Source organism: Jeongeupia naejangsanensis (genome assembly GCF_016865585.1).
Lineage (GTDB): Bacteria > Pseudomonadota > Gammaproteobacteria > Burkholderiales > Chitinibacteraceae > Jeongeupia > Jeongeupia naejangsanensis.
Map to the genome: position 1 here is coordinate 697,633 of NZ_JAESND010000001.1, position 21,562 is coordinate 719,194.

Below are 21,562 nucleotides of genomic sequence, written 5' to 3' on the forward strand. Positions count from 1 at the left end.
GGCCAACCCGGCGGAGCGTGTCGCCACGCAAACGGAGGTGCTGATGAAACCAGCCGGAACGGATGCACTTGCCCCGCTCCCAACGATCCGCGTCACGGAAGCCGATGCGAAACCGGCGTCACAGCAAAACCTGCTCGTGAACCACGATTTCAGCGTGGCCTATACCCGCGACGCCTTCGCTGCAGACAACCCCACCCTGCTCGAGGCCCTGCGTCGCCTCGAACCGGACAAGCGCCACCGCGTGGCCATCTTCGTCGATGACGGAGTGCTGCAAGCCAGCCCGGACCTTCCGAAACACATCCGTGGCTATGCGACCGCACACGCGGCCCATCTGGAAATCATCGGCGAGATCGTATCGATACCGGGTGGGGAAGCCTGCAAGAACGACCTCAATCAACTATGGCGACTCCTGCAGGCACTGGCCGAGCGCAATATAGATCGCCACTCTTACGCGCTGGCCATCGGCGGCGGCGCGGTTCTGGATGCCGTGGGTCTGGCCGCATCGCTGTTCCACCGTGGCGTACGCCACATCCGCCTGCCCTCGACGGTTCTGTCCCAGGCCGACAGCGGCGTAGGGGTCAAAAACGCGATCAACTGGAACGGGCAAAAAAACCTGCTTGGCACCTTCGCCGTGCCCTGGTGCGTCATCAACGACGCAGCACTGATCGACGGGCTGCCCGCGCGCGAAAAGCGCGCCGGCATGGCCGAAGCGGTGAAAGTGGCGCTGATCCGCGACGCATCATTCTTCCACTGGCTGGAGTCCCGGGCCGACAAACTGGCCCGCTTCGATCGGCCGAGCCTGGAGGAATTGATCAAACGCTCCGCAGCCCTGCATCTGCGCCAGATCACCGAAGGTGGCGATCCGTTCGAGCACGGGTCCGCACGCCCGCTGGATTACGGCCACTGGATTGCGCACAAACTCGAACGACTGAGTGGACACACGCTGAACCACGGCGAAGCCGTGGCCATCGGCGTCGCTTGCGATGCGCGCTATTCCACCTTGGCAGGGCTGCTGCCCGATGGCGACGACACGCGCGTCTGGCAGTTGCTGCACACGCTCGGATTCACGCTGTGGCACGACCAGTTGCTGGCCCGTGACGATCACGGCCGACTGACCCTGCTACAGGGTCTCGGCGAATTCCGCGAACATCTGGGGGGCGAGCTGTGCGTCACCTTGCTGGCAGGGCTGGGTCGCGGCTGCGAGGTGGACAGCATCACCGACGAACAGGTCATGCAGAGCATCCTGTGGCTGCTGCAGCAACATGCCTCTTCCTCGCGCGAAGTTCGCACTGCTGCTGAAACAGCGCCAGTCTGCGGAGTCGTGCAATGAAGCTGGCACATCTCCCGCTCCCCGTACACCTCTCGTACTGCACCAATATCCATGCCGGAGACAGCCTGACCGAAGTCGAGGCCAGCTTGTCCGAATTCGTACCGGCGATCCGGGCCCATCTTGAAGACCTGCAGGTGCTTGGCGCCAGCGAGCCATTCGGACTGGGGCTGCGGCTGTCCGCCGAGGCAGCGGAATGTCTGCTGAGTGAGGAAGCGCTGCGTGCCTTTGCTGCCCGCCTGCGCTCGCTCAATGCCTACGTATTTACAATCAATGCCTTCCCCTGGGGCAACTTCCATCAGAAACCGGTGAAACAGGCGGTGTACCAGCCCGACTGGCGCAGCCACCAGCGTCTGGACTACACCCTCCACTGTGCGCGCACACTGGCCGCCCTGCTGCCCGCAGGCATCAAGGGCAGCATCTCCACCGTACCGCTGGGCTTCGACGAAGGGGGGCGCGCGGCCGCGATGGCCGACTCGCTGCCGCAGCTGCGTCAGGCCGTTGTTGGACTGCACCGGCTGATGCGCGAAACCGGCAAGGAAATCACGCTGGCACTCGAGCCTGAGCCGGCCTGCATTCTGGAAAATGCCGGTGATGCCCTGCACTTTTTCCAGCACTACTGGTTTGCCGACGACAACCTGACGCAACTGGCCAGGCTTGCCGCCTGCTCGCTAGATGAAGCGCGGCTGCTGGCACATCGCCATCTCGGGGTCTGCTACGACGTCTGCCATGGTGCCGTCGAGTTCGAAGATCCCTGCGCGGCATTGCTCGAGCTGCGGAAGGCGGGCATTCGCATCGCCAAGATCCAGCTGTCCTGCGCGCTGCAGATCGACGCCATGGATCCCCGAACCGCAGTTGAACTGCAGGCGTTCGACGACGGGGTTTACCTGCATCAGGTGGTCAGGCGCGGTGCGGCGGGACTGCAACGTCACCTCGACCTGCCGCAAGCCTTGAACCAGCCCCCCGAGGTCGTCGAGGCGGAAGCATGGCGGGTGCACTGCCACGTCCCCCTTTTCTGGCAAGCACCCGCGGAGGGGCTGACCAGTACCCGCGCCAGCCTGGACGCGGTGCTTGGCCTGCTACGCGAGGAGGCCGTCAGCCCCCACCTCGAAGTGGAAACCTATACATGGGATGTCCTGCCCCGCCAGCTTCGCGAAATGCCCAAAGCCCGGGCGATCTCGCTCGAACTGCATGCTGTCTTGAAAGCGTTGTGCCATGAACAGTAACGTCGCTTCATCGATGCCGGTCTGGCTGCGTCTGGGGCGCGTTTCCAATCTGCCCACCGTGCTCAGCAACGCTTTTGCCGCAGCGCTGCTGGGCGCGGCGGCGAGCGGCCGCGCTCTGAGCGCGGCAGAAATGGCGGCCCTTCCTCCCCTGATGCTGTCGATGTGCCTGTTTTACATCGGCGGGATGTACCTGAACGACGCTTTCGACCGGGAAATCGACGCCCGCGAACGCCCGCAGCGCCCCATTCCTTCGGGTGAGGTACGCGCGCCAACGGTTTTCTTCTTCGGCTTCGTGATGCTGCTGGCCGGCTGGCTGCTGCTGAACCAGTACGGCAACGATTCCAGCCGGCGCTACGGTGCACTGCTGGCAGCGACCATCGTGCTGTACAACGCCTGGCACAAGCACAACCCGTGCAGTCCGCTGCTGATGGGGGCATGCCGTGCCTTGCTGTGCCTTTGCGTCGGCTCGGCCTTCGCCGATGGCACGCCGCCGCTGCTGTTCCTCGCCGCCGGCTTGCTGCTGGCGCATATCGTCGGCCTCAGTCACGCAGCCAAACAGGAAAGCCTGAACCGCATCGGCTCCCTTTGGCCTCTGGCCGTACTCGGGCTGGCGCCGCTGATCTACACGCTGGTGGCACTGGTCCGGCTCGACGCCAACGGAATGGCAGAGACTTGGGAAGTGCTGGTGCTTGCCGTGCTGCCGGCCGCTGCCCTGATTGCCGTCCTCGCACTCGCCGTGACGCAACTGCTCCGACGCGCGGTGCCGGGCGCCGTCGGCGAGGCGGTGTCCCGGATGATTGCTGCCGTGAGCTTGCTGGACGGTCTGGCTCTGGCCGTCTTTCTGCCGGAGCCGGCACCCGGCGCCGTGCTCGGATGCATGGCGGCCTATTTCGCCACGCGACGCCTGCAGGCCTACATCCCGGGGAGCTGAACATGAACGACAGGCATCGCGACTCGCCCCCTTTCCCGCCGGATCTTCCGGACCATGCCACTGCGTCCGCATGGGTCCATTGGCAGGCCAGCCGGTCCGCCTGGCAGGATCTGCTGCAGCGCTGGCTGAACGCCCGTACCGACGGCAGCTGGTACGCGCGTCAATGCCAATACCTCGCGCTCCCCACCGAAATCGGCCGCCCAATGGACCTGCTTTTCAGGACGATCGGTCAGGCACCACGCAAACTCGGAAAGCAGGACCTGGCGCTGAACGATGCAGAGCGGGAGAACGCAAATGCCTTGCAGGCCGGCTTCAACGCCAGCCGCTGGAGCGTCGACCAGGCGGCCCGCGTCGGCATGATCCTGGCTGCGAGCAGCCGTTTGCCTAACAGCACGGTTTTCGCCGCCCTGCTCGACGAGCTGGCAAACCATGGCGACATCCAGGAACAGATCGCCCTGTATCAGGGCTTCGCCCTGTACCCGCGGGACCCTGCCTTGCTGCGACGTGCCGGCGAGGCGATCCGCAGCGGCATCCGCCCGGTTTTCGCCGCCTTCGCCCTGAGATCGCCCTGGCCGCAAGCCATGCTGACGCAATCGATGTGGAACCAGATGATCGTCAAGACCTTCTTCCTGGACCTGCCGCTCTGGCCGGTTCAGGGGCTGGCCGAACGCGCCAACGAGAATCTGGGTGAAATTCTCTGTGATCTGATCGCCGAACGGACCGCCGCCGGCCGCAGCCTGAACCCGGAAATCTGGCGCCTGCTGGCGCTGTGCCCCGGCGAGCGCGGGCATACCCGACTGCGCCAGCGCCATGCCGGGTCTCCTGCCGGCTCACACGAAATGCATGCGTTGCAGCTGGCCGCGAGGGAAAGCCCTCACGCCGATATCCGATCACTAGCGCCTGCCGGGCCTTCCGGAATCGCATTCAGCGACGAATGGGCACAACTGACCCAGTGGCAGGAATGAATCCAACGAAAAGGGATAAGAATGAGCGACATCCAGCACGCCATCGAAGAGATGTTTTCCGAACGCAGCGCAGCCTGCCCCTGCTGCGGGGCGACCCTGAGCCCGGAAATGCTGCGCGATTTGCTGCGACAGGCCGAGCACCTGCAAGGCGAACACCAGGCCTTTCGCCGCCTGACACCGGGCGCGGGTGGCATGCTGATCGACCCGCATGCCCACATGATTGCACGCACGACCGACGACTATGAAGCGATGGCTGCCAGCGGCGTGGTCGCCGTGATCGAGCCGGCATTCTGGCTGGGGCAGGCGCGGACCAACGTCGGCAGCTTTGTCGATTACTTCTCGACGATCACCGGCTTCGAACGCTTTCGCGCCGCGCAATTCGGCATCCGCCACTACTGCGCAATCGGCCTCAATCCCAAGGAAGCCAACAACCGGGAGCTGGCCGACGCCGTGCTCGACGTCCTGCCACGCTACCTCGGCAAGGAAGGTGTAGTGGCACTGGGAGAAATCGGCTACGACGAACAGACCGAACTCGAGGACCGGGCCTTCCGCGCGCAAATCGAACTCGCCAAAGAGTTCGACCTGCCGATAATGATCCACACGCCGCATCGCGACAAAAAACGCGGCACCAGACGGACGATGGATACGCTGGAAGCCTGCGGCTTCGATCCTGCACGGTGCGTGATCGACCACAACAACGAGGAAACGGTCGAGGAAGTACTCGATCGCGGCTACTGGTGTGCGTTCACGATCTACCCGTCCACCAAGATGGGCAACGACCGGCTCGCCGCCATCGTGGAACGCTACGGCCCGGAACGCATCATCGTCGACTCGGCTTGCGACTGGGGCGTGTCCGACCCGCTGGCCGTCTCCAAGTCAGCGCGCATCATGGCTCAGCACGGACTGGACGAAGCCACGATCCGGCAGGTGGTGTATCACAACGCGCTGAAAGTCTACGGCCTGAACGGCGAAATGCGTGAAACGGACTGGCTGGATCCCGCGCCGGTGGACCAGCGGACACTGTACGGCGGCAACTCGGTATTGCGCGGCCAGGCGCCACGAGTGGAACAGGACAACCCGGACCGCATTGTTTAACGGCTTGAATTCCGAGAAAGGGAGAAATCGCATGGCAAACCGGCAAAGCAACAATGTAAGCCTCGTCTCGCAATGGTTCATCCGTCACGGCTCCACCGAACAGGTGCTGTCCGCGCTGCCCGACTATGTACAACAGGTAAAGGCCGGGGAACCGGAAACGCTGATCTATCTCGTCAACACGCCCTTGCCGGAGCGCAGCCTCGACTCCCCCTTGCAATCGCTGCCACCAGCCGTACAACCCAGCCTGCTTTTCTATGAAGAGTACGCGAGCGAGGCGGCCTTTCTGGCCCATGTCCACGGCCCCGCATTCACCGGTTTTGTCAGCGAATACGGCCGGTACTTCGTCAGCAGCGACGGTAAGCCCTACACCACCGTCACTTTCCTGCACCGCGAGCAGGGCTTCATCCGCGGACTGGACCGTCCCGCAGTGCAGGCCGGGCAGGTCGGCAGCCAGAACCGGCATCCGGCCGTGATGTTTGAAATCATCGCCAAGGATCAGGACAAGTCCAAAACATTTTACAGCGAGGTTTTCGGGTGGCATTACGAAAGCGGCAGCTCCGGTTTTGCCTATGTCCATTTCCCGCGGCAATTGCATGCGCTGCTGGGTGGTATTGGCCAGTCCGAGAAAGGCGTGGCCGGCATGGAGCCCGGCCACAGCTTCTATTTGCTGGTGGAAGACCTGCAGCTCGCCATCGAGCGTGCGCTCGCCGCCGGCGGCAGCCTGCACATGCCCATCACCAGTGTGGATGGCTACACCTTTGCCATGATCAAAGACCCGGAAGGCAACCCGATCGGACTGCTTCAGGCAGTCTGATGCATACGCTTCTTCCCGAACCTCCAGCTCTCCGCGTCCCACATCGGCATCAATCAATGTCAGGCTCACGAATTACCGGATGGACCAAATCGCCAGTGGCGACACCTTCACCCGGAGCGACCAAACAAAAACCCCGCAATGCGGGGTTTTTGTTTATCTAGATGCGTCATGTGCGACTGCTGCCGCATCGCAGCGGCAGTCCCGCAACGCTCAGCTGCACTTGCCCTTGTTGCTCCAGAGCGACGGCGTCGTAGCCGGCGTCCAGCCCGCGCCGACATAGGCCACGTGCGACACGGTGGCTTGATACCGAACGCCACCGTATTCGACGAGTGCGCCTTGCTGGTATGAGGCGCCCTCCTGCCACGAAGTCGGGCAGCTGCCGCTTGGCGTTGGCGTTGGCGTTGGCGTTGGCGTTGGCGTTGGAGTCGGGGTCGGGGTCGGAGTCGGAGTCGGAGTCGGAGTCGGAGTCGGAGTCGGAGTCGGAGTCGGAGTCGGAGTCGGAGTCGGAGTCGGAGTCGGAGTCGGAGTCGGCACGCTACTGCAAGCCCCCAGATCCTTCCACGGCTTGCCGTCACCGGCGTTGCTTGCCGGGTTCTCGTTCTGCGTCCACCACTTGGCCGAATAATTCCGGCCGTTGTAGCTCACTGTAGCGCCGCCGTTATAGGCAGTACCTGCAACCCATCCCGCCGCGGTGCAACCCGACGGTGCAGGCGTAGGCGTAGGCGTTGGCGTTGCAGTGTATTTTGGCTGTTGCCACAACCCCGCCACCGCCATCATCGACAGCAGGCGAATCGAGTCCGAGTAATACTCGTTGACCGGCGCCGCCGCGATGCGCGTCCACAAGGCGTTCAGCCAGGTCTGGTTGCCGCTGTCGATGGTGGCGCTGACGGCAAACGGTGCCGCAAACGCCATCTGGAAGTACGGGTTCAAGGCCTGCCCGTCCAGCGTATAACCACCGTAAATCCGGTTCGGATCGCCACCAGTTGCCGTCGTGCTCACCCAGCGATTCAACGCCTGCAGCAACGGCAAGGCGCGGGTATCGCCATTGAGCAGGTAATCCAGACTCAGCCGCCAGGGCACGCGGCAATTGTTCCAGCTGTAGTTGCCGTCGTTCGCACCTTCGAGAAAGCCCGCCGGAGCCGGCCGGAAATCGGTGCCCTGCTTGACGATGAAATCCGGCAGCAGACCGGTGTTCGGCCCGTAGTTGCGGAACACCGAATCGGCAATCACGTAGCTCTTGTCGAGCACCGCGCGCCAGCGTGCGTCGCCGGTCGCCTCGTGAAACGCGCGCAGGTGGTTGAACATCAGGTCCGAGCCGCGCAGCCCCTTGCCATAGGTCGCATCGCCATCGCCGACCCAATCACCGAGCTTGAGCGTCCACTCGGACTGATTCACCACCTTGTCCATCAGCGCATTGATGGTCTTGTGCGCTTCGTCGCGGTAGTTGATCGTCCCGGTCGAACCCCAGACCTGATCGGCCAGCAGCAAGCCGTAGGCAGCATCGAGATCGCCGTCGGTGGCCGAGTTCTGGCCGTCGGTATCGACCAGCCGGTTGTCCGACAGCGATTGCGCCCATGCCATCAGCCACGGGCTGGCGAGCGTCGGATGGGCACGGTAGTAGCGGAACAGTGCATCAAATGTCGCCCGGGCCTGCGGATCACGCGCCGCCATCTGCGCCACCGCCAGCATGCCGAAGCCCTGGCCTTCCGACACCACCTGCTTGCCGGTCTCGGAGCCGAACCAGACGTAAAGCCGGCTTGCGTCCTGCGGGTCGGTGCGCAGATAACGCGTTTTCCAAGCCGCATAGGCGGCGTCGACCTGATTCAGCATTTGGGACTGATTCACCACTGCGGGCGTAATCGCGCCAGGGACGTAGGCAAAGGCAGAACTGGCGGGATACAAACCAAGCTGGCCAGCGGCCAGCAACAGAACCACGGTTCTTTTCAGACGGGGAAACACCGGATGCGCTCCTCTCAACACCTTGGCTACGCCGGTTGCAGTTTTGCACCGGAGCAAGCAAAGCCGATTTATGGAAAGCGCATTGTCAGAAAATCGGAAGAAAAAGTGCCACCTTCACGGACCTGCGTCGGTCTGGAAGAGATAGCCGGCAATTCATGTGGTTTTTTTACGATTTGCAGCGAGCCAGCCGGCGCAGAAAGTGGTATTCGCAGACTGGTCTAGCCTCGCGATTCGTTCCTGCTCCGGCACGTGCCCAAAGCTGATGCGGAACTGCACGATGGTTTCCAACGCCCTGCCTGCGCCCTGCCCGAGGATGCCGAATACACCTGCCAAGCGCCCCCTAGGCCTCCTTCACAGCCTTCTAGTGGGCTGCGCTCCAAAACCCTTTTTACATTCGCGTTAGCTACGGCGCCAATTCAAATCTATGGGGATGGAGAATAGTATCGTTGTTTTCTCGCGAAAATTCATTTAAAAGCCATGCAAAGCAAAATGGCAAAAACCTAATTTTCTGCATCAGTTGACCACACCTGTTGACCAAATTCATTTACCCACACCAAGTCACCAGGAGTCCAATACTGAGTACATAACCCTTCTACTCCTTCAACTTCATACGGAACTACCGTACAAAACTGATCATCATCAAATTCATCAGCCGGTGGCCAGCTATTTTCAATAGAAGCAAGAAGTTCTTCGACGCCTCCTTCTAGTAACACCCCTTTACGCCCTAGTTTCACAGCCCCAGTTTCAAGAAGTCGACCGACAACATAAAGAAAGGCGTGTTTTCTCCACTCATAACTTTCGCCATCAACAAGGCACCACACAGCCCCCATAGACATACCAAACGCACCATTAATCAACTCCGGAATTTCTTTATCCATGAGCTTCATATCTTTATTTGACAACGCCAAATCATTCATCTGAATTTCAACTCAGCCTTACTGATTTTCCCACCAGAAGTAGAAAAATCAGGATGTTTATTTATATCAATCGTCCATTTTGCGCCCGTACTATTCGCGCTACTTGAAAAATCACGCAACGTAATGGAAGCACCGGTTTCTGGATCCTTAAATGTGTATCTAGTCACGCCTCCCTGATTTACCGCCACAGGAAAATCTTTTGCCCCAATAGACTGCATCAAGTTCCAAGCAAAGTCTCTAATTTGCTGACTTGATGCGCCGTTAAACACAGGCACCCCATTAGGATCCATACTTGAATCCGCTTTATACACCTTACCTTCCATCTTTATTTCAAATTGATTAGCCTTAACATTTGGGTCCTTCCACTGTGCAGCAATACCCAAAATTCCAGTACTCGTCTTGGCACTGGGCACACTGCTAACACTTTGTGCATTTCCTACCATTTCCCCATCAACCGGCGACATGGTGGGCTTTGCTTTCGGCGCCGCAGGCGACGTATTGGTACCGTTGATTTTAGCGTCGGCGGCCAAAGCCACCAAGCTATTGAGGGTAATGCTGCCCAGTTCCAGAGCTTTGACGGTGTTCTTGGCTGCTGTTTCACTCAGGCCCCAGTAGTCCTGTAGAAACTGAGCTTTCAGCTGCTGCAGTTTTGCGGCCTCTTGGGCCTCCTTGGTCGTGGCTTGCAAGAGTTCCTTGACCTGGCCTGCTTCTGACCAGATCGACTCCGGCGTCTCCGAGTAAGTCCGATAACTCGCGAACGACTGCAAGGCAGCTTTGGCTTTTTCCCGCTGCGCACCGCAGCCTTCACTCGCGGCCTTGTCTCCTTGGCAAGCGCTCAACAGCGCGGCGTCACTCATCAGGTCTTTAAAGTTCAAGGCCTGAAGCTGGCTTTCGAGCTTGGCGCGCTCCTCGGGCTTCAGGTCGCCCTTGGCGAGCTGCCGTTCTATTTTGCTGCGGTTGGTGCTGTCCTGATGGTTGAGATAGTTGTTCTCCACCGCATTCTTCGCCGTCGCCCCCGCCGTGCCGACGTCCATCCCCAGTCCCGAGGCCGTCAGTGCGGCCAGAACCTGCGTGGCGGCGCTGAACAGTGCCGGGTTCTTGACGCTGCCGTCGGCGTTCTTTTCAAAGGCATTGGCGAGTAGCTGCGGCAGCGCTTCGCCCAGCATGCCGCCGAGCGCGCCGGAAGAGACGTTGCCGCCGGTCAGCACCGCGAAGGCGGCGCCCAGCGCGGCATGTGCGGCGTACTTGGCCGGGTCGGTGTCACTGAAGGTGTCGCCGATCCATTTGCTCACTTGCGCGGCCGGAATGGCGGCAAGCTGGGCCATGCCGGCGGCGATTTCCTGCTGGTCCTGCACCTTCTTCAGGTTGAATATCTTGTCGATGGCGCCGTTGGCGTTCTCGGTATCGCGGCTCAGGCTGGCAACGTCCTGCTGTTGCGCGTCCTTGTTGCGGATGGTGATGCTGCCGTCGGCGACAGCGGCCTTTGTATCTCCGCTGGACTTGTCGCCCTGCGCCATGCCGGTGATGCTGCCGCCACTAGTGCCAACGCCGATACTGATGCTCTTGGCGTCGTATTCAGCCTCGTTATGCAGGTTGCCCCAACCCAGCGTGCCGGTATCCAGGCTGTTCTTGTCCTTGCCGGCCGTGCTGGCGATGACGGCGCCGTTGAGCTGGGTGTGGTTGCCGACGATGACATCGAAGCCGCCGCTACCGGCGTAGATGCCGGTCTGCTCCTGCACCGAACGGTAGGCGCTATCGATAGTGCTCTGGCTATAGCTGGCGTTGGCACTGGTGCCGTTGCCCGCCGAATAGCCGAAAGTGAACGAGACACCGGCGCTGGCGCTTTCCTGTTTGCTGCTGTAGTGCTCGTCGTTCTGCTGGCTGGTCATCGTCAGGTCACGACCGACGTCGGCGACCACCGTGTTGCCCTTGAGCGTGCCGCCGCTGACGGTGGTGTCGCGCCCGCTGATGACAGTGAGTGTGTCGCCGGCCACCACCTTGCTCTGGATATGGGTGTTGCCATCACCAGCGGTTTCGCCCCGTGCCATATAGCCGCTGGCAGAGATCACCCAGCCGGTGGTCTGGCCGACGCTGAAACCGACGCCGACATCCCAGCCGCTGCTGCTGTTGCTGCTGGTGTGCTGCTGGGTATCGACCGCACTAACGATGTTGACGTCATTGTTGGCGTACAGCGTGACATTGTTGCCATTGAGCTGGCTGCCGATCACGTTGAGGTTGCCGGTGCCGGCCTCGCCATCCTTGCCGGTGGCGCTGATGTTGAGGTTGCCACCGGCAGTCAGCTTGCTGCCCTGATTGGTCGTAGTGCTACCCTGCGACTCGCTCTCGCTCTGGCTGGCGCCGTAGCTGATGCGGAATTGCACGCTGGCTTCCGGAGCTTTGCCAGCGCCGGAGCCAGTCGCCGAATCGGAGGCAGAATAGGCCTGCCAGGCGTTCATGCCGGCCTGGGCGACCTTGACGGCCTTCAGGCGGCTGTCGTCGGTCTCACCGGCCTGCTGCAGGTTGTCCTTCGCGGCCATCAATGCGGCAAGGATCGGGCTGACCACGCCGATGCTCAGCCCGCTCTGGCTGACTTTCTGCCACTGGCTAAAGCTGTCGCTGCTTTCGGCAGCGGTGATGAGCACGTTCTGGCCGGACAGATCCAGATCCTTGCCGGCGAACAGCTCGCTACCGATGATGCGGGCATCGCCGCCTGCGGTGATGCTGACGTTGCCGTCGGTGCTGCCCACCATGCTGCCCTTGAACACAACCGAGTTCTGGGCCATGCCGTTGGCGATGCTCTGGCTGCCGAATGTGACGCCGTTGTTGCTGCTGAACATGCCGGAGTTGCGGGTTTCGTCGACGTGTTCGATCGAGTGCGTATCCGCAACGGCGGTGATCGTGATGTCGTTTTTGGCCTGCAGCGCGATGTCGTTGGTAGCGACCACGTTGCTGCCGGCAATGCTGAGGTTGTTGCCCGAGGTGATCTTGATGCTGTCGCCGCTAATCGTGCTGCCAACCGACTGCGTCACCGTCTCCGAATCGTGCTTGCGTTCCTCCGAACTGCCGAGGAAGCCCTTCGACTTGTTGTAGCTGTCGGTCGTTTCAGTGACGGTTTGCGTTTGCGCACCGATGTTGACGTCGCCGGTTGCAGCAAGGGTGATTTTGCCTTCGTCGCTGCGCACAGTGCTGCTGGTGACATTCAGATTGCCGGTCTTGCCATCGGCCTGGCCCGCGCCGATGACGATGTTCTCGCCAGCGCTGAGCTTGCTGCCGGTCAGTTGCTCGCCGGTTTCGGTGTGGTTGAGCTTCTTGTTGCCGCGATCGTAGCCCTGTTGCAAATCCGAGGTGTCGACCGAAGCCTTGATCGTGACGTTGTTGCCTGCCACCAGCGCCAGATTCTCGCCAGCCTTGATCTGCGAGCCGGTGACCGTCGCGTCGTTGGCCGCCGTCATGCTCAGGCTGCCACCGATATTGATCTGGCTGCCCTGATGCACGGTTTCAGTAATCGTGCCCTTGGCGCCGTCCTGCTTGTACCAGCCATTGCCGATGGCGGTGCCGTACACCGCAGTCACCGTGGTTTCGCTGGCCGTCCCGATGTTCAGATCGCGACCGGCCTGCAGTCGGGCATCGCCGGTGACATCGAGCTTGCCGCCGAGCACGCTCAGGTCTCGACCGGCGCCCATGACCAGGCTGTCACCAGCCTGGATCGTGCCCATCTGCATACCAGCAATGGTCAGGTTGGTCAGGTCGTTGCCGGCAACCAGCTTGACCGCGTTGCCGCTGATCAGACCGGACTGGTTCAGCAAATCGCCCGTCGCAGCAAGGTCGATGCTGCCGGCACTGGTGATGCTGCCACCTAGGTTGCTGATCTGGGTGGCGGCGATTTTGGTACTGGTCTGGCTCTGGATCACGCCACTGTTGGTGAGCGTGCCGGTGCGCAGGTCGATGCTGCCGGCAGACAGCATGGCCTGACCGGACTGCATGACGTTCTGCTCGACGCCGGCGAGATAAACGACCGGCACCAGAACGGACTGACCATCGACAATGCGCGTTTCCAACCAGACCATGTCGCGCGTCAGGCTGGCCAGCTGGTCGCCACTCAGGCTGATCCCCGGCACGATGCCGAACTGCTGCGCATAGGCAGCACCGGCGTCCATCAGCGCGCGGTACTCGGTTTGCTGGTCGGTGTAGCCATCGAGGAACCGCCGCCCGGTCAGTTGGGCGATTTGGTCGGTGATGAGCTTGTTTTCATAGAACGCATCGCCAAGGCGCTTGTGCGTCGCAGCCGGGTCGATGTTCAAACGTCCGAGCATGTAATCACTGCTGATGAACTGGCCATACTGGGTAAAGCGCGGGTCGGTTTCGATCAGGTACTTCTGGCCCGGTTGCGGGTTGACGCGATACAGGCCGCTGGTCGGCAGTTGGTAACCGGTACCGACCGGGTCGCCGCGCAGACCGACGCCCACCACGCGTCCTTGCGTCATGGTGGCTTGGCCATTCAGCGCGACGGCGGCGTCACTACCAACATTGGGCAGGTTCAATGCCTGGCCGCCGACAGCTCCCTGCGCCGTAGGACCTTGGCCGGTCAGCGCAGTCGGCGCAGCGATGGCAACGGCCTGACCACCGCCGGCGTTGACCGCCGTGGCATCGAATCTGGCGACACCATTGGCGTTGATCGTCGAACCGACGACCGCTGGGGTATGTAGGCCAGTCGTGATGTTGCGGATGGTCCCCGCGTTGCCGCTGATACTCCCCCCGGCGGTAAAGCTGGCGCTGATGCCAGGCAACAGCACGTCTTCGATCACCGTGGTAATCGGGCCGAAAGCGCTCGACGAAGGATTGATCCCGTTGCCGCCCGAGCCGCCTGAACCGTTACCGCCGGCCCACCATTCTTCGATCGAGCTAACCGTGCCGGATTTGGTCTCCGTGACCCGGTGATAGGCTTGATAGCCGACGTTCTGCAGCAGATTCTGATCGACGCTCGCGTTGCCGCCTGCTGCTATCACGCTGGCATCGTTGATGACATTGCCACCAGCCAGCGTCATCTGGCCTCCGGCCAGAATCTTGCCCATGCGACCGCTCGTGGTGACGCCAGCATCCGTTGTAGTGGTGAACGTTGTTGTTGTGGTGGTGGTCGTCGTCGTACTGTGAAAGGCCCCTTCGTCCTTTTTCGTTTCCGTTGTGGATTGCTTGGTGACGGGCGTCGTTGACGTCGTGCTTTCCGAGTAAGCAATCGAATCCCACTGGTTACGCAGTTCGCCGGCGCGGATGCTGACACTCCCATCACCCTGGATCGTCGACGACTGGTTCAGCACGCGCCACGCGTTGCCGACGCCGTCCTGCGCGGCGATGTTCAGGTTGCCGAGGCTGTACAGATCACCGCCGGCGGTGTTGGTCAGGTCGTTGGTGTACAGATTGAGGTTTCGGCCCGCGGCAATGATGCTACTGTCCGGATTGCCGTTGCCAGTGTTGGCGATGCCGCCGGCGCGCAATGTCACGTCGCCGCCGAAGATGGCGTTGCGGTTGAGGATGCTGCCGGCGCCGAGCTCGACACGGTCACCGAACAGCGTGCCGTCGTTTTGCAGGTAGCCCGTCGAAATGCGCAGGCCGTCATTGCCCGAGAGTTCGGCCCCGGCCCGGTTGTAGACATTGGCGCCGTTGAGACTGAGCGTGCCTACCGCGCCAAAGCGCGTCCGGTTGTCGATGTTGCCGTTGGTGTTCAGCGTCAGGTCGTGGTTCGCGGTCCAGCCCATGCCGGCGACGAGATTGATGTCACCCTGCAGGTTCAGCGTCAGGTCGTTGCCGGCGTTGATGTTGCCCAAGCCGTAAAAGCCGGCGCTGGTCAGCGTGATGTTGCGGTTGGTCGCGATCCGGCCGCCACTGTTGTCGGTTTGGCCGGCGCTGATGCTGGCATCGCCACGGCCGTTCAGCACGCCGCCGGCGTTGTTGAATGTCGGCGTACTCACGCTGGTATTGCCGACCGCGAACAGGGTGCCGCCGCCGTTGTTCAGCTGGGTGGTTGCGGTTACACCAAGATCGGCGCCACTGGTCAGGGTGCCACTGGTATTGGTCAGGGTTGCAGCGCTGATCTGGGTATTGCCGTTGCCACCGATCAGGCCATTGCTGTTGTTCAGGCCTGCGCCTGCGCTCACCGTGGTTTGCGCGCCACCGCTATTGCCGATACGGCCGCCCGCGTTATCGATGGTTGCGGCAGTCGCCGACAGGGCGTTGGCCGCGTCGATCTTGCCGCCCGCGTTGTCGAGCTTGCCATTGGCCCGGACTGCAACGGAACGCCCCTGCAGCTGCCCCCCCCGGTTGCCAAGTTCGTTGCCGCTGACGTCCAGCAACTGGCCCGCGCTGATCGTGCCGGTGTTGTTCAGTTGCGGCGCGGTTACTGTGACATTGCCGTTGCCGCCGATCAGCCCCGCGTTGTTCAACTGGCTGCCGGCGCTGATGCGGCTGTCCCCGTTCACCGCGACCAGGCGGCCATTGGCACCGTTGTTCAATGTGGCCGCGTTCGCGCTCAGGCCGTTGCCGCCTTCGACGGTGCCACCGGTATTGTCGAGCGTGCCGCTGACACCAAGGTCGACGGTGTCGCTGGCGGTCAGTACGCCACCGGCGGTGTTGTTCAGGTTTTGCGCGGTGACCGTCAGCCCGCGATAGGCCGCTACATTGCCGGCGACGTTGCCGAACTGATCGGTCGATATCCGGATCGCGCCGTTGCCACCGATCTGGCCTGCTGCGTTGTCGAGCGTACCGTTCAGCGACAGCAATCCGGTTCCTGCATGGGCAATACGGCCGCTACCGTTGAGGATTCGCGCGCTTTGCAAAGCGAGGTCTTGCGCAGCACTGCTGATGCTGCCGTTACGGTTGTCGAGCAGGGAAGCAATGGTCCAGGCCCCGTTGATCGTGCCAGTCTGGATGAATTTGCCACCGCTGTTGCTCAGCGCCGGCGTGGTGATGGCAAGGCGCTCTGCCTGGACGGTGCCGCTGTTGCCGACGCTTTGCGTAGCGTTGAAGGTGACCTGCTTGGCCGCGACCACGGTGCCGCTGTTGCTCAGCGTTTCGGCCGCAATGCCGAGATCCTGCATGCTGGTCAGCGTGCCGCTGTTGTTCAGCTGCTTGCCGTTCAACTGCAGCTGGCCATTCGCGCCCAGCGTGCCGGTATTGATGATGTTGCCCGTCGCGGTCACGGTGGCGTTGCCGGCCACGGCCACCACACGGCCGCCGTTGTTGAGGCTGCCGGTGTTCAGTGTCAGCCTGTTGCCGGCTTCGATATTGCCGTCGGTTGAATCCAGCGCGCCGTCGTTGGTGATGGCCAGCGCATCGCCCGAGGCCAGGGAACCGGCGCGGTTGTTGATCGATTGCGTAGTGACCTGCAGCTGCCGCTGCGCCACGATCTGCCCGCCCACGTTGTTCAACGTCGCGGCATTAACCGCGACATCGCCATTGCTGACCAGCTTGCCGCCGTTGTTGTCGAGCGGACCGGAAATGCTCAGTTTGCCGGTGCCGGCCAGCGCAATCTGGCCGCCGGCATTGTTGATCTGGCTCGCAGCGAGGCTCAGATCGGCGGCATTGCTGCCAATGCTGCCGTTGCGGTTGTCGAGCAGGCCGCTGATTGCAAAGCTGCCGTTCTGCACACCGGTCTGGCGCAGGGTGCCGGACTGGTTGTTCCACTGGCCCACCGTCAGTGCAAAGCGGTCGGCCTGCAACTGGCCCTGCTGACTGTTGTCGAGCGTGGCGCCCTGCACCTGAAGCTGGCCCGCGCTGGCGATCAGCCCGCCCTGGTTCACCACGTCGGTGTTTGCCGTGACCTCGAGGCTGCCGGCGCCGGATTGAATCAGCCGTCCCCGGGTGTTGTTGACCGTCGCGCCCGAAATCCGCATCTGGCCGTTGCCGGTCAAGCCGATCTGCCCGTCGGTGTTGTCGAGCTGCCCCGAACTCAGCCCCTGACTTTGCGCGGCACTGCTGATCACACCGCCCCGGTTGTCCACCAGACCGCTCAGCATCCAGTTGCTGGCGGTACTGCCGGTCTGAACCAGTTGGCCACCCGCATTCGTCAGCGACGCGCCGTTGATGACGACTTGCTCGCCCTGTACGACCCCGCCGTTGCTGGTATCCAGTGCATTCAGCGTCAACGCACCGGCAGTCGCGGTCTTGCCGCTGTTTTCGAAACGGTCCGCCTTGATGCCCAACGCCTGTACGCCGGTCAACGTACCGCTGTTGTTCAGCTGTCCCGCATTGACCTGCAGCTTGCCATTCCCGCCCAGCGTTCCCTGGTTGTTCACCACATCGGCACTGACCGTGCCATCGCCGGCCAGCACCGCAATCCGGCCCTTGCCGTTGTTGGTCAGCGTGCCGCTGTTCAGGGTCAATCCGTTGCCGGCCTCGATGGCCCCGTCGCTTGCATCCAGCAGGCCGGCGTTGTCGATGCGCAGTGCATCGCCGGCAATCAGCGTGCCGGACCGGTTCGAGAGCGTTTGCGAGCCGACCACCAGCTGGTGTTGCGCCGAAATCTGCCCGCCGTTGTTGACCAGCGTGGTGGCGTCGATGCGCGTGGCACCATTGCTGGTCAGCTTGCCGCCGCTATTGTCGATCGGACCGGCAAGGCTCAGTTGCCCGTTGCCCGCCAGTACGATCTGGCCACCGGCGTTGTTGATCTGACCAGCCGCCAGACTCAGGTCGGTCGCGTTGGTTGCGATGCTGCCGTTGCGATTGTCCAGCACCCCGCTGATCGCAAAGCTGCCGTTCTGCGTACCCATCTGGCGGATGCTGCCGGACTGGTTGTTCAACTGGCCCACGGTCAGTGCAAGGCGGTCGGCCTGCAGCTGGCCCTGCTGGCTGTTGTCGATCCTGGCCGCATTCAGCTGCAAGGTACCGGCGCTGCCGATCAGCCCGCCCTGATTGGTCAGGGTGTTCGCGGCGGTGATCTGCATCGTGCCGGCACCGGTCTGGATCAGCTTGCCGCCGCTGTTGTCGACATTCTGGCCGGCCAGCGCGATCTGCTGCGCCGACAGCGTGGCGGCGCGGGTGCCGAGGGTTCCGCCCGCATTCGCATTCAGCCCACCGGCCGCAGACACGGTGGCATTGTCGAACTTCAGGTCGCCTTGCGTGGCGCGCACGTCCAGCGCGGCCGCACTTTGCAAGGTTCCGCCGCTGGCATCGACCGCAGCGGCCTGCACGGCCATATTTCCGGCGGAGACGGTCTGCCCGGCCAGCCTGACCGTACCGCTGCTGTTCACGACCAGCGCGCCTGCCCCCTGCAACTGGCCTTCGGCCGAGAGCCCGGCCGCCAGCGTACCTTGCTGGGTCAGGCTGCCGACCTGCGCCGTCAGGTTCTGCCCGCTGGCCAGCACACCGGTGTTGGTCAACGCACCCGCAACGGCCACGTTCAGGCCCTGCGTCGCATAGAGTTGCCCGCTGTTGACCACATCGCGCTGGGCGTTCACGGCCACCGTCGCGGCATTGGTCTTGCCGCCAAGCGTCAACCTGCCCGCGCTGTCGATCTGCAGATCCTGATTGGCCGCAAGCGTACCGGCCGAGTTGACGCCAACACCGGCCTCGGTACCGACAAGGCGGATCTTGTCGGCATACATGCCGCCCAGTTGGGCAACGTCGATGGACACGCCGGGGGCATTGGCATCCGCTGCGAGGGCCTGGACTGCCATGTCGGCATAGTTGATGCGATTGGCGCCGGCAATCACGTTCAGTTGCCTGGCGTATACACCGGCATTGATCTGGACCGCACGTGCAATCAGGTCGACCTGATCGAGATTGTTGCCGTTGAAACCGGCGCCGCCCACCGTGATCAACCCCGAAGTCACCCGGAAGGCGTCGAGGCTGCCGCTACCGCCGAATACCGGCATACCGGTCGTCAGTGTCGCCCGGTTGCTGTTGATGAAACCGCAACCGTCACAGGTAATGCCATTGGGGTTGGCGACGATGACGTTGGCGCGCTGCCCGGCGACTTCGAGATAGCCGCGCAATGCACTCGGATTGCCGGACGTCACCTCGTTGAGGATGGTTCTTGCCGCACCGCCAGCCAGATTGGCATTGCCGTCGACATAGCCGCCCAGCTGGGTCTGCGTCAGCCCCTGGGCATTGTTGAGAATGGCGCCCTTGGCCTCGACATTGAACTGGTCGTATTTGTTGTGCGATACACCCGCACCATTCGGTGCGGCGATATTGACGATCGGCAAACCATTGGCCGTGGTTTGTACCGTCGGACGCTGTCCGGGTGCGGCATTGCCATCGGCCACGATCGGCCCGGCGGCCAGAACAGGCTGTGAAGCAAGACAGAACAGCGTGAATGACAGAACAACACGACGCAACATTGACGGCGCTCCCGGAATACCGGTCGCCAATGCAATCGAATCAGCCTCGGACAAGGAGTTGCGATACTGATCCATGATTTTCGACGTGTCTTTCTTCATTTCTGCAATCCAGTGCAATGCGCGCGCCGACCGGTCGGTCGCACGTGTTCACAGCCACTTGCCGTGGCCATGTATTCGCTACAGGGGTATCTAGCCGGGGTACGGAAAGGCCAATCCGCCCACACAACACGGCTGGCCCTTCCGTATTCACGAGCTATGTTCAGTCGGTGCCGTATTTCGGTGAATGCGGCCCGTACAGCAGACCGTTCGGGCCACCGGCGGACAGCATGCGTACGCTGGCCAAGCCGGCAATCGGGAACGTCGCATCGGTCACATTGTTCGCAATCTGTTTGATCGCAGCGGTAATCAGCATGCCCAGCAAGCCGTTCGAAGCATTGTTGCTCTGCTCGTTGCTGGCCGCCGATGCCGAACCGGTCCACAGCACGTCCCCGGTACGCAGGTCGACCAGTCTGGCTTTGGCCGCCACGGTCGTGATGCTGTCCAGCACCACATAGCTGGTGCCGTACTTCGTGACCGTGACGTACAGGGCCGCATCCGCGCCGAAAATGTCCTTCAGCTTGGCGGGCGAAGCATCGTGCATTTCCGCAGGCAGGCTCAGGCCGTTCTGCTTGAAGGTCTCGTTGACCAGCGCGACCGGCAGGACGTAATAACCCGCTTCGGCCAGCGGAAACGTCATTTGCGACAGCATGCCGTAACTTGCCGCCACATCGGGCGATTCGTTCAGCGGCGGCAATACCAGAATCGACCGTGGCTTGCTCTGCTTGAACGCGGTGTAATCCTGCGCAGCCCGTTTCGGCGTGGCACATCCGGCAACCAGCAATACCACCGACAGGCATGCCGCCAATTTCAATAGTGCTTTCATTGTCTTGCCTGCCTTATTGCTTGTAGTTTTTCAACAGGAAATCCATGTAGGCCACGGACTCGGGGAAAAGCGCCTTTTCGGTATTGAATTGCTGTACGGCCTGATCGCCCTTGCCGATTTCCGAATACAGCATGCCGAGGTGAGCGTGATAGCCCGGCGGCGGCATTGCGCCATTGGCGCGAATTTTCTGGAAGCTTTCTTCCAGTGCCGCAATCTGCGTTTCAGGCGCCTGCCCCTGGAAATGCTTGTAGACCTGTTGCTGATAACCGCCCCATTGATAGAGCGTCTTCGGCGCGGTGTTGCAGCCGGAAAGAAGGACGCCGGCCAGCAGGGCCGCCGGCAGTGCACATTGCCTCAACATGATTTTTCTCTTTTCGTTTTGAATTATTGCTTGGCCGGATTCCAGGCACCCGATTCGACGGCCGATACCAGATTGTTGACCGCCTCGCGCATGGCCAGATCAAGCACCTTGCCGTTCAGCGTCGAGTCGTAGCTGGCCGTGCCGCCAAAACCCACGACCTCGCGATTGGACAGGCTGTATTCACCGGCGCCCTGGCTCGAATACACCACTTCGGACGTGGCGATACTGACGACATTCAGGCTGACCTTGGCATAGGCAATTTGCGACTTGCCGCGCCCGAGGATGCCGAACAGCTGCTGGTCGCCCACTTCCTTGCGGCCGAATTCGGTCACGTCACCGGTAATGATGAAGTCCGCGCCCTTGAGCTTTTGCGCCTGTTTCTTGATCGAGGCTTCCTGCTGCAGCTCTTTCATGTTGTCGCGATCAAGCACATTGAAGCGATTGGTCTGCTGCAAATGCGTGATCAGGATCGTTTTCGCCTGTCCGCCCAGACGGTCCACTCCATCCGAGAAAATGCCGCGCATATAGGCCGAACGGTTGTCGAACTGCCCCACCGCCACCGGCGTGCGAACGCCGGTATACGGCCGGCTCGCGCTGTCGACCTTCTTGACCGCCAGCGTGGTCGAGCTCTCGGTGGCGCATCCGGACAGCGATGCCGCCGCAATCGCGACCAGGGCCAGCAGAACCGGTTTGAACTTGTTCATTTTCAAC

At 62.0% G+C, this 21,562-nt stretch carries 12 protein-coding genes; 6 read left to right on the forward strand and 6 right to left on the reverse strand.

What is annotated here, in order from left to right:
* Positions 1-43: 43 nt before the first annotated feature.
* From JMJ54_RS03410 to JMJ54_RS03435, 6 genes are read left to right on the forward strand one after another with little or no spacing between them, the layout of a single operon-like run.
* The gene (locus JMJ54_RS03410) at positions 44-1,330 is read left to right on the forward strand and encodes a 3-dehydroquinate synthase (protein ID WP_203536531.1); all 1,287 of its coding nucleotides are present in this window, start codon (positions 44-46) and stop codon (positions 1,328-1,330) included.
* On the forward strand, positions 1,327-2,553 hold the full coding sequence (eboE, locus tag JMJ54_RS03415; protein WP_203536532.1) for a metabolite traffic protein EboE: 1,227 nt from the start codon (positions 1,327-1,329) through the stop codon (positions 2,551-2,553). Before JMJ54_RS03410 ends, eboE begins: the two co-directional genes overlap by 4 nt.
* A complete protein-coding gene (locus JMJ54_RS03420; protein ID WP_203536533.1) occupies positions 2,543-3,484 on the forward strand; it encodes a UbiA family prenyltransferase in 942 nt (313 codons plus the stop codon). Before eboE ends, JMJ54_RS03420 begins: the two co-directional genes overlap by 11 nt.
* Positions 3,485-3,486: 2 nt before the next feature.
* The gene (locus JMJ54_RS03425; protein ID WP_203536534.1) at positions 3,487-4,449 is read left to right on the forward strand and encodes an EboA domain-containing protein; all 963 of its coding nucleotides are present in this window, start codon (positions 3,487-3,489) and stop codon (positions 4,447-4,449) included.
* Between the two features lie 21 nt (positions 4,450-4,470).
* Positions 4,471-5,544, forward strand: coding sequence for a TatD family hydrolase (locus JMJ54_RS03430; protein WP_203536535.1), 1,074 nt, complete (start codon positions 4,471-4,473; stop codon positions 5,542-5,544).
* Positions 5,545-5,575: 31 nt separating this feature from the next.
* On the forward strand, positions 5,576-6,358 hold the full coding sequence (locus JMJ54_RS03435) for a VOC family protein (RefSeq protein ID WP_203536536.1): 783 nt from the start codon (positions 5,576-5,578) through the stop codon (positions 6,356-6,358).
* Between the two features lie 210 nt (positions 6,359-6,568).
* On the opposite strand, the gene JMJ54_RS03440 is transcribed toward JMJ54_RS03435, so the two are convergent.
* From JMJ54_RS03440 to JMJ54_RS03465, 6 genes are all read right to left on the reverse strand, one after another.
* Complete coding sequence (locus tag JMJ54_RS03440) at positions 6,569-8,188, reverse strand: glycosyl hydrolase family 8 (protein ID WP_203536537.1); 1,620 nt, start codon at positions 8,186-8,188, stop codon at positions 6,569-6,571.
* Positions 8,189-8,817: 629 nt separating this feature from the next.
* Positions 8,818-9,234: a DUF596 domain-containing protein gene (locus JMJ54_RS03445; RefSeq protein ID WP_203536538.1), complete on the reverse strand. Its 417-nt coding sequence runs from the start codon at positions 9,232-9,234 to the stop codon at positions 8,818-8,820.
* Positions 9,231-19,667 carry a two-partner secretion domain-containing protein gene (locus JMJ54_RS03450; RefSeq protein ID WP_203536539.1) on the reverse strand — a complete coding sequence of 3,479 codons (10,437 nt, stop codon included), beginning with the start codon at positions 19,665-19,667 and terminating at the stop codon, positions 9,231-9,233. Before JMJ54_RS03450 ends, JMJ54_RS03445 begins: the two co-directional genes overlap by 4 nt.
* A gap of 160 nt (positions 19,668-19,827) precedes the next feature.
* Positions 19,828-20,490, reverse strand: a complete 663-nt coding sequence (locus JMJ54_RS03455; RefSeq protein WP_203536540.1) for a DUF799 domain-containing protein — start codon at positions 20,488-20,490, stop codon at positions 19,828-19,830.
* A 13-nt stretch (positions 20,491-20,503) separates the two neighbouring features.
* On the reverse strand, positions 20,504-20,851 hold the full coding sequence (locus JMJ54_RS03460) for a DUF4810 domain-containing protein (protein ID WP_203536541.1): 348 nt from the start codon (positions 20,849-20,851) through the stop codon (positions 20,504-20,506).
* A 23-nt stretch (positions 20,852-20,874) separates the two neighbouring features.
* A complete protein-coding gene (locus tag JMJ54_RS03465) occupies positions 20,875-21,555 on the reverse strand; it encodes a CsgG/HfaB family protein (RefSeq protein WP_203536542.1) in 681 nt (226 codons plus the stop codon).
* Positions 21,556-21,562: the final 7 nt, after the last annotated feature.

Coding starts and splice junctions, on each gene's coding strand:
- JMJ54_RS03410 (WP_203536531.1), top strand. CDS start 44: ATGAAACCAGCCGGAACGGATGCACTTGCCCCGCTCCCAACGATCCGC.
- eboE (WP_203536532.1), top strand. CDS start 1,327: ATGAAGCTGGCACATCTCCCGCTCCCCGTACACCTCTCGTACTGCACC.
- JMJ54_RS03420 (WP_203536533.1), top strand. CDS start 2,543: ATGAACAGTAACGTCGCTTCATCGATGCCGGTCTGGCTGCGTCTGGGG.
- JMJ54_RS03425 (WP_203536534.1), top strand. CDS start 3,487: ATGAACGACAGGCATCGCGACTCGCCCCCTTTCCCGCCGGATCTTCCG.
- JMJ54_RS03430 (WP_203536535.1), top strand. CDS start 4,471: ATGAGCGACATCCAGCACGCCATCGAAGAGATGTTTTCCGAACGCAGC.
- JMJ54_RS03435 (WP_203536536.1), top strand. CDS start 5,576: ATGGCAAACCGGCAAAGCAACAATGTAAGCCTCGTCTCGCAATGGTTC.
- JMJ54_RS03440 (WP_203536537.1), bottom strand. CDS start 8,188: ATGCTGAATCAGGTCGACGCCGCCTATGCGGCTTGGAAAACGCGTTAT.
- JMJ54_RS03445 (WP_203536538.1), bottom strand. CDS start 9,234: ATGAATGATTTGGCGTTGTCAAATAAAGATATGAAGCTCATGGATAAA.
- JMJ54_RS03450 (WP_203536539.1), bottom strand. CDS start 19,667: ATGAAGAAAGACACGTCGAAAATCATGGATCAGTATCGCAACTCCTTG.
- JMJ54_RS03455 (WP_203536540.1), bottom strand. CDS start 20,490: ATGAAAGCACTATTGAAATTGGCGGCATGCCTGTCGGTGGTATTGCTG.
- JMJ54_RS03460 (WP_203536541.1), bottom strand. CDS start 20,851: ATGTTGAGGCAATGTGCACTGCCGGCGGCCCTGCTGGCCGGCGTCCTT.
- JMJ54_RS03465 (WP_203536542.1), bottom strand. CDS start 21,555: ATGAACAAGTTCAAACCGGTTCTGCTGGCCCTGGTCGCGATTGCGGCG.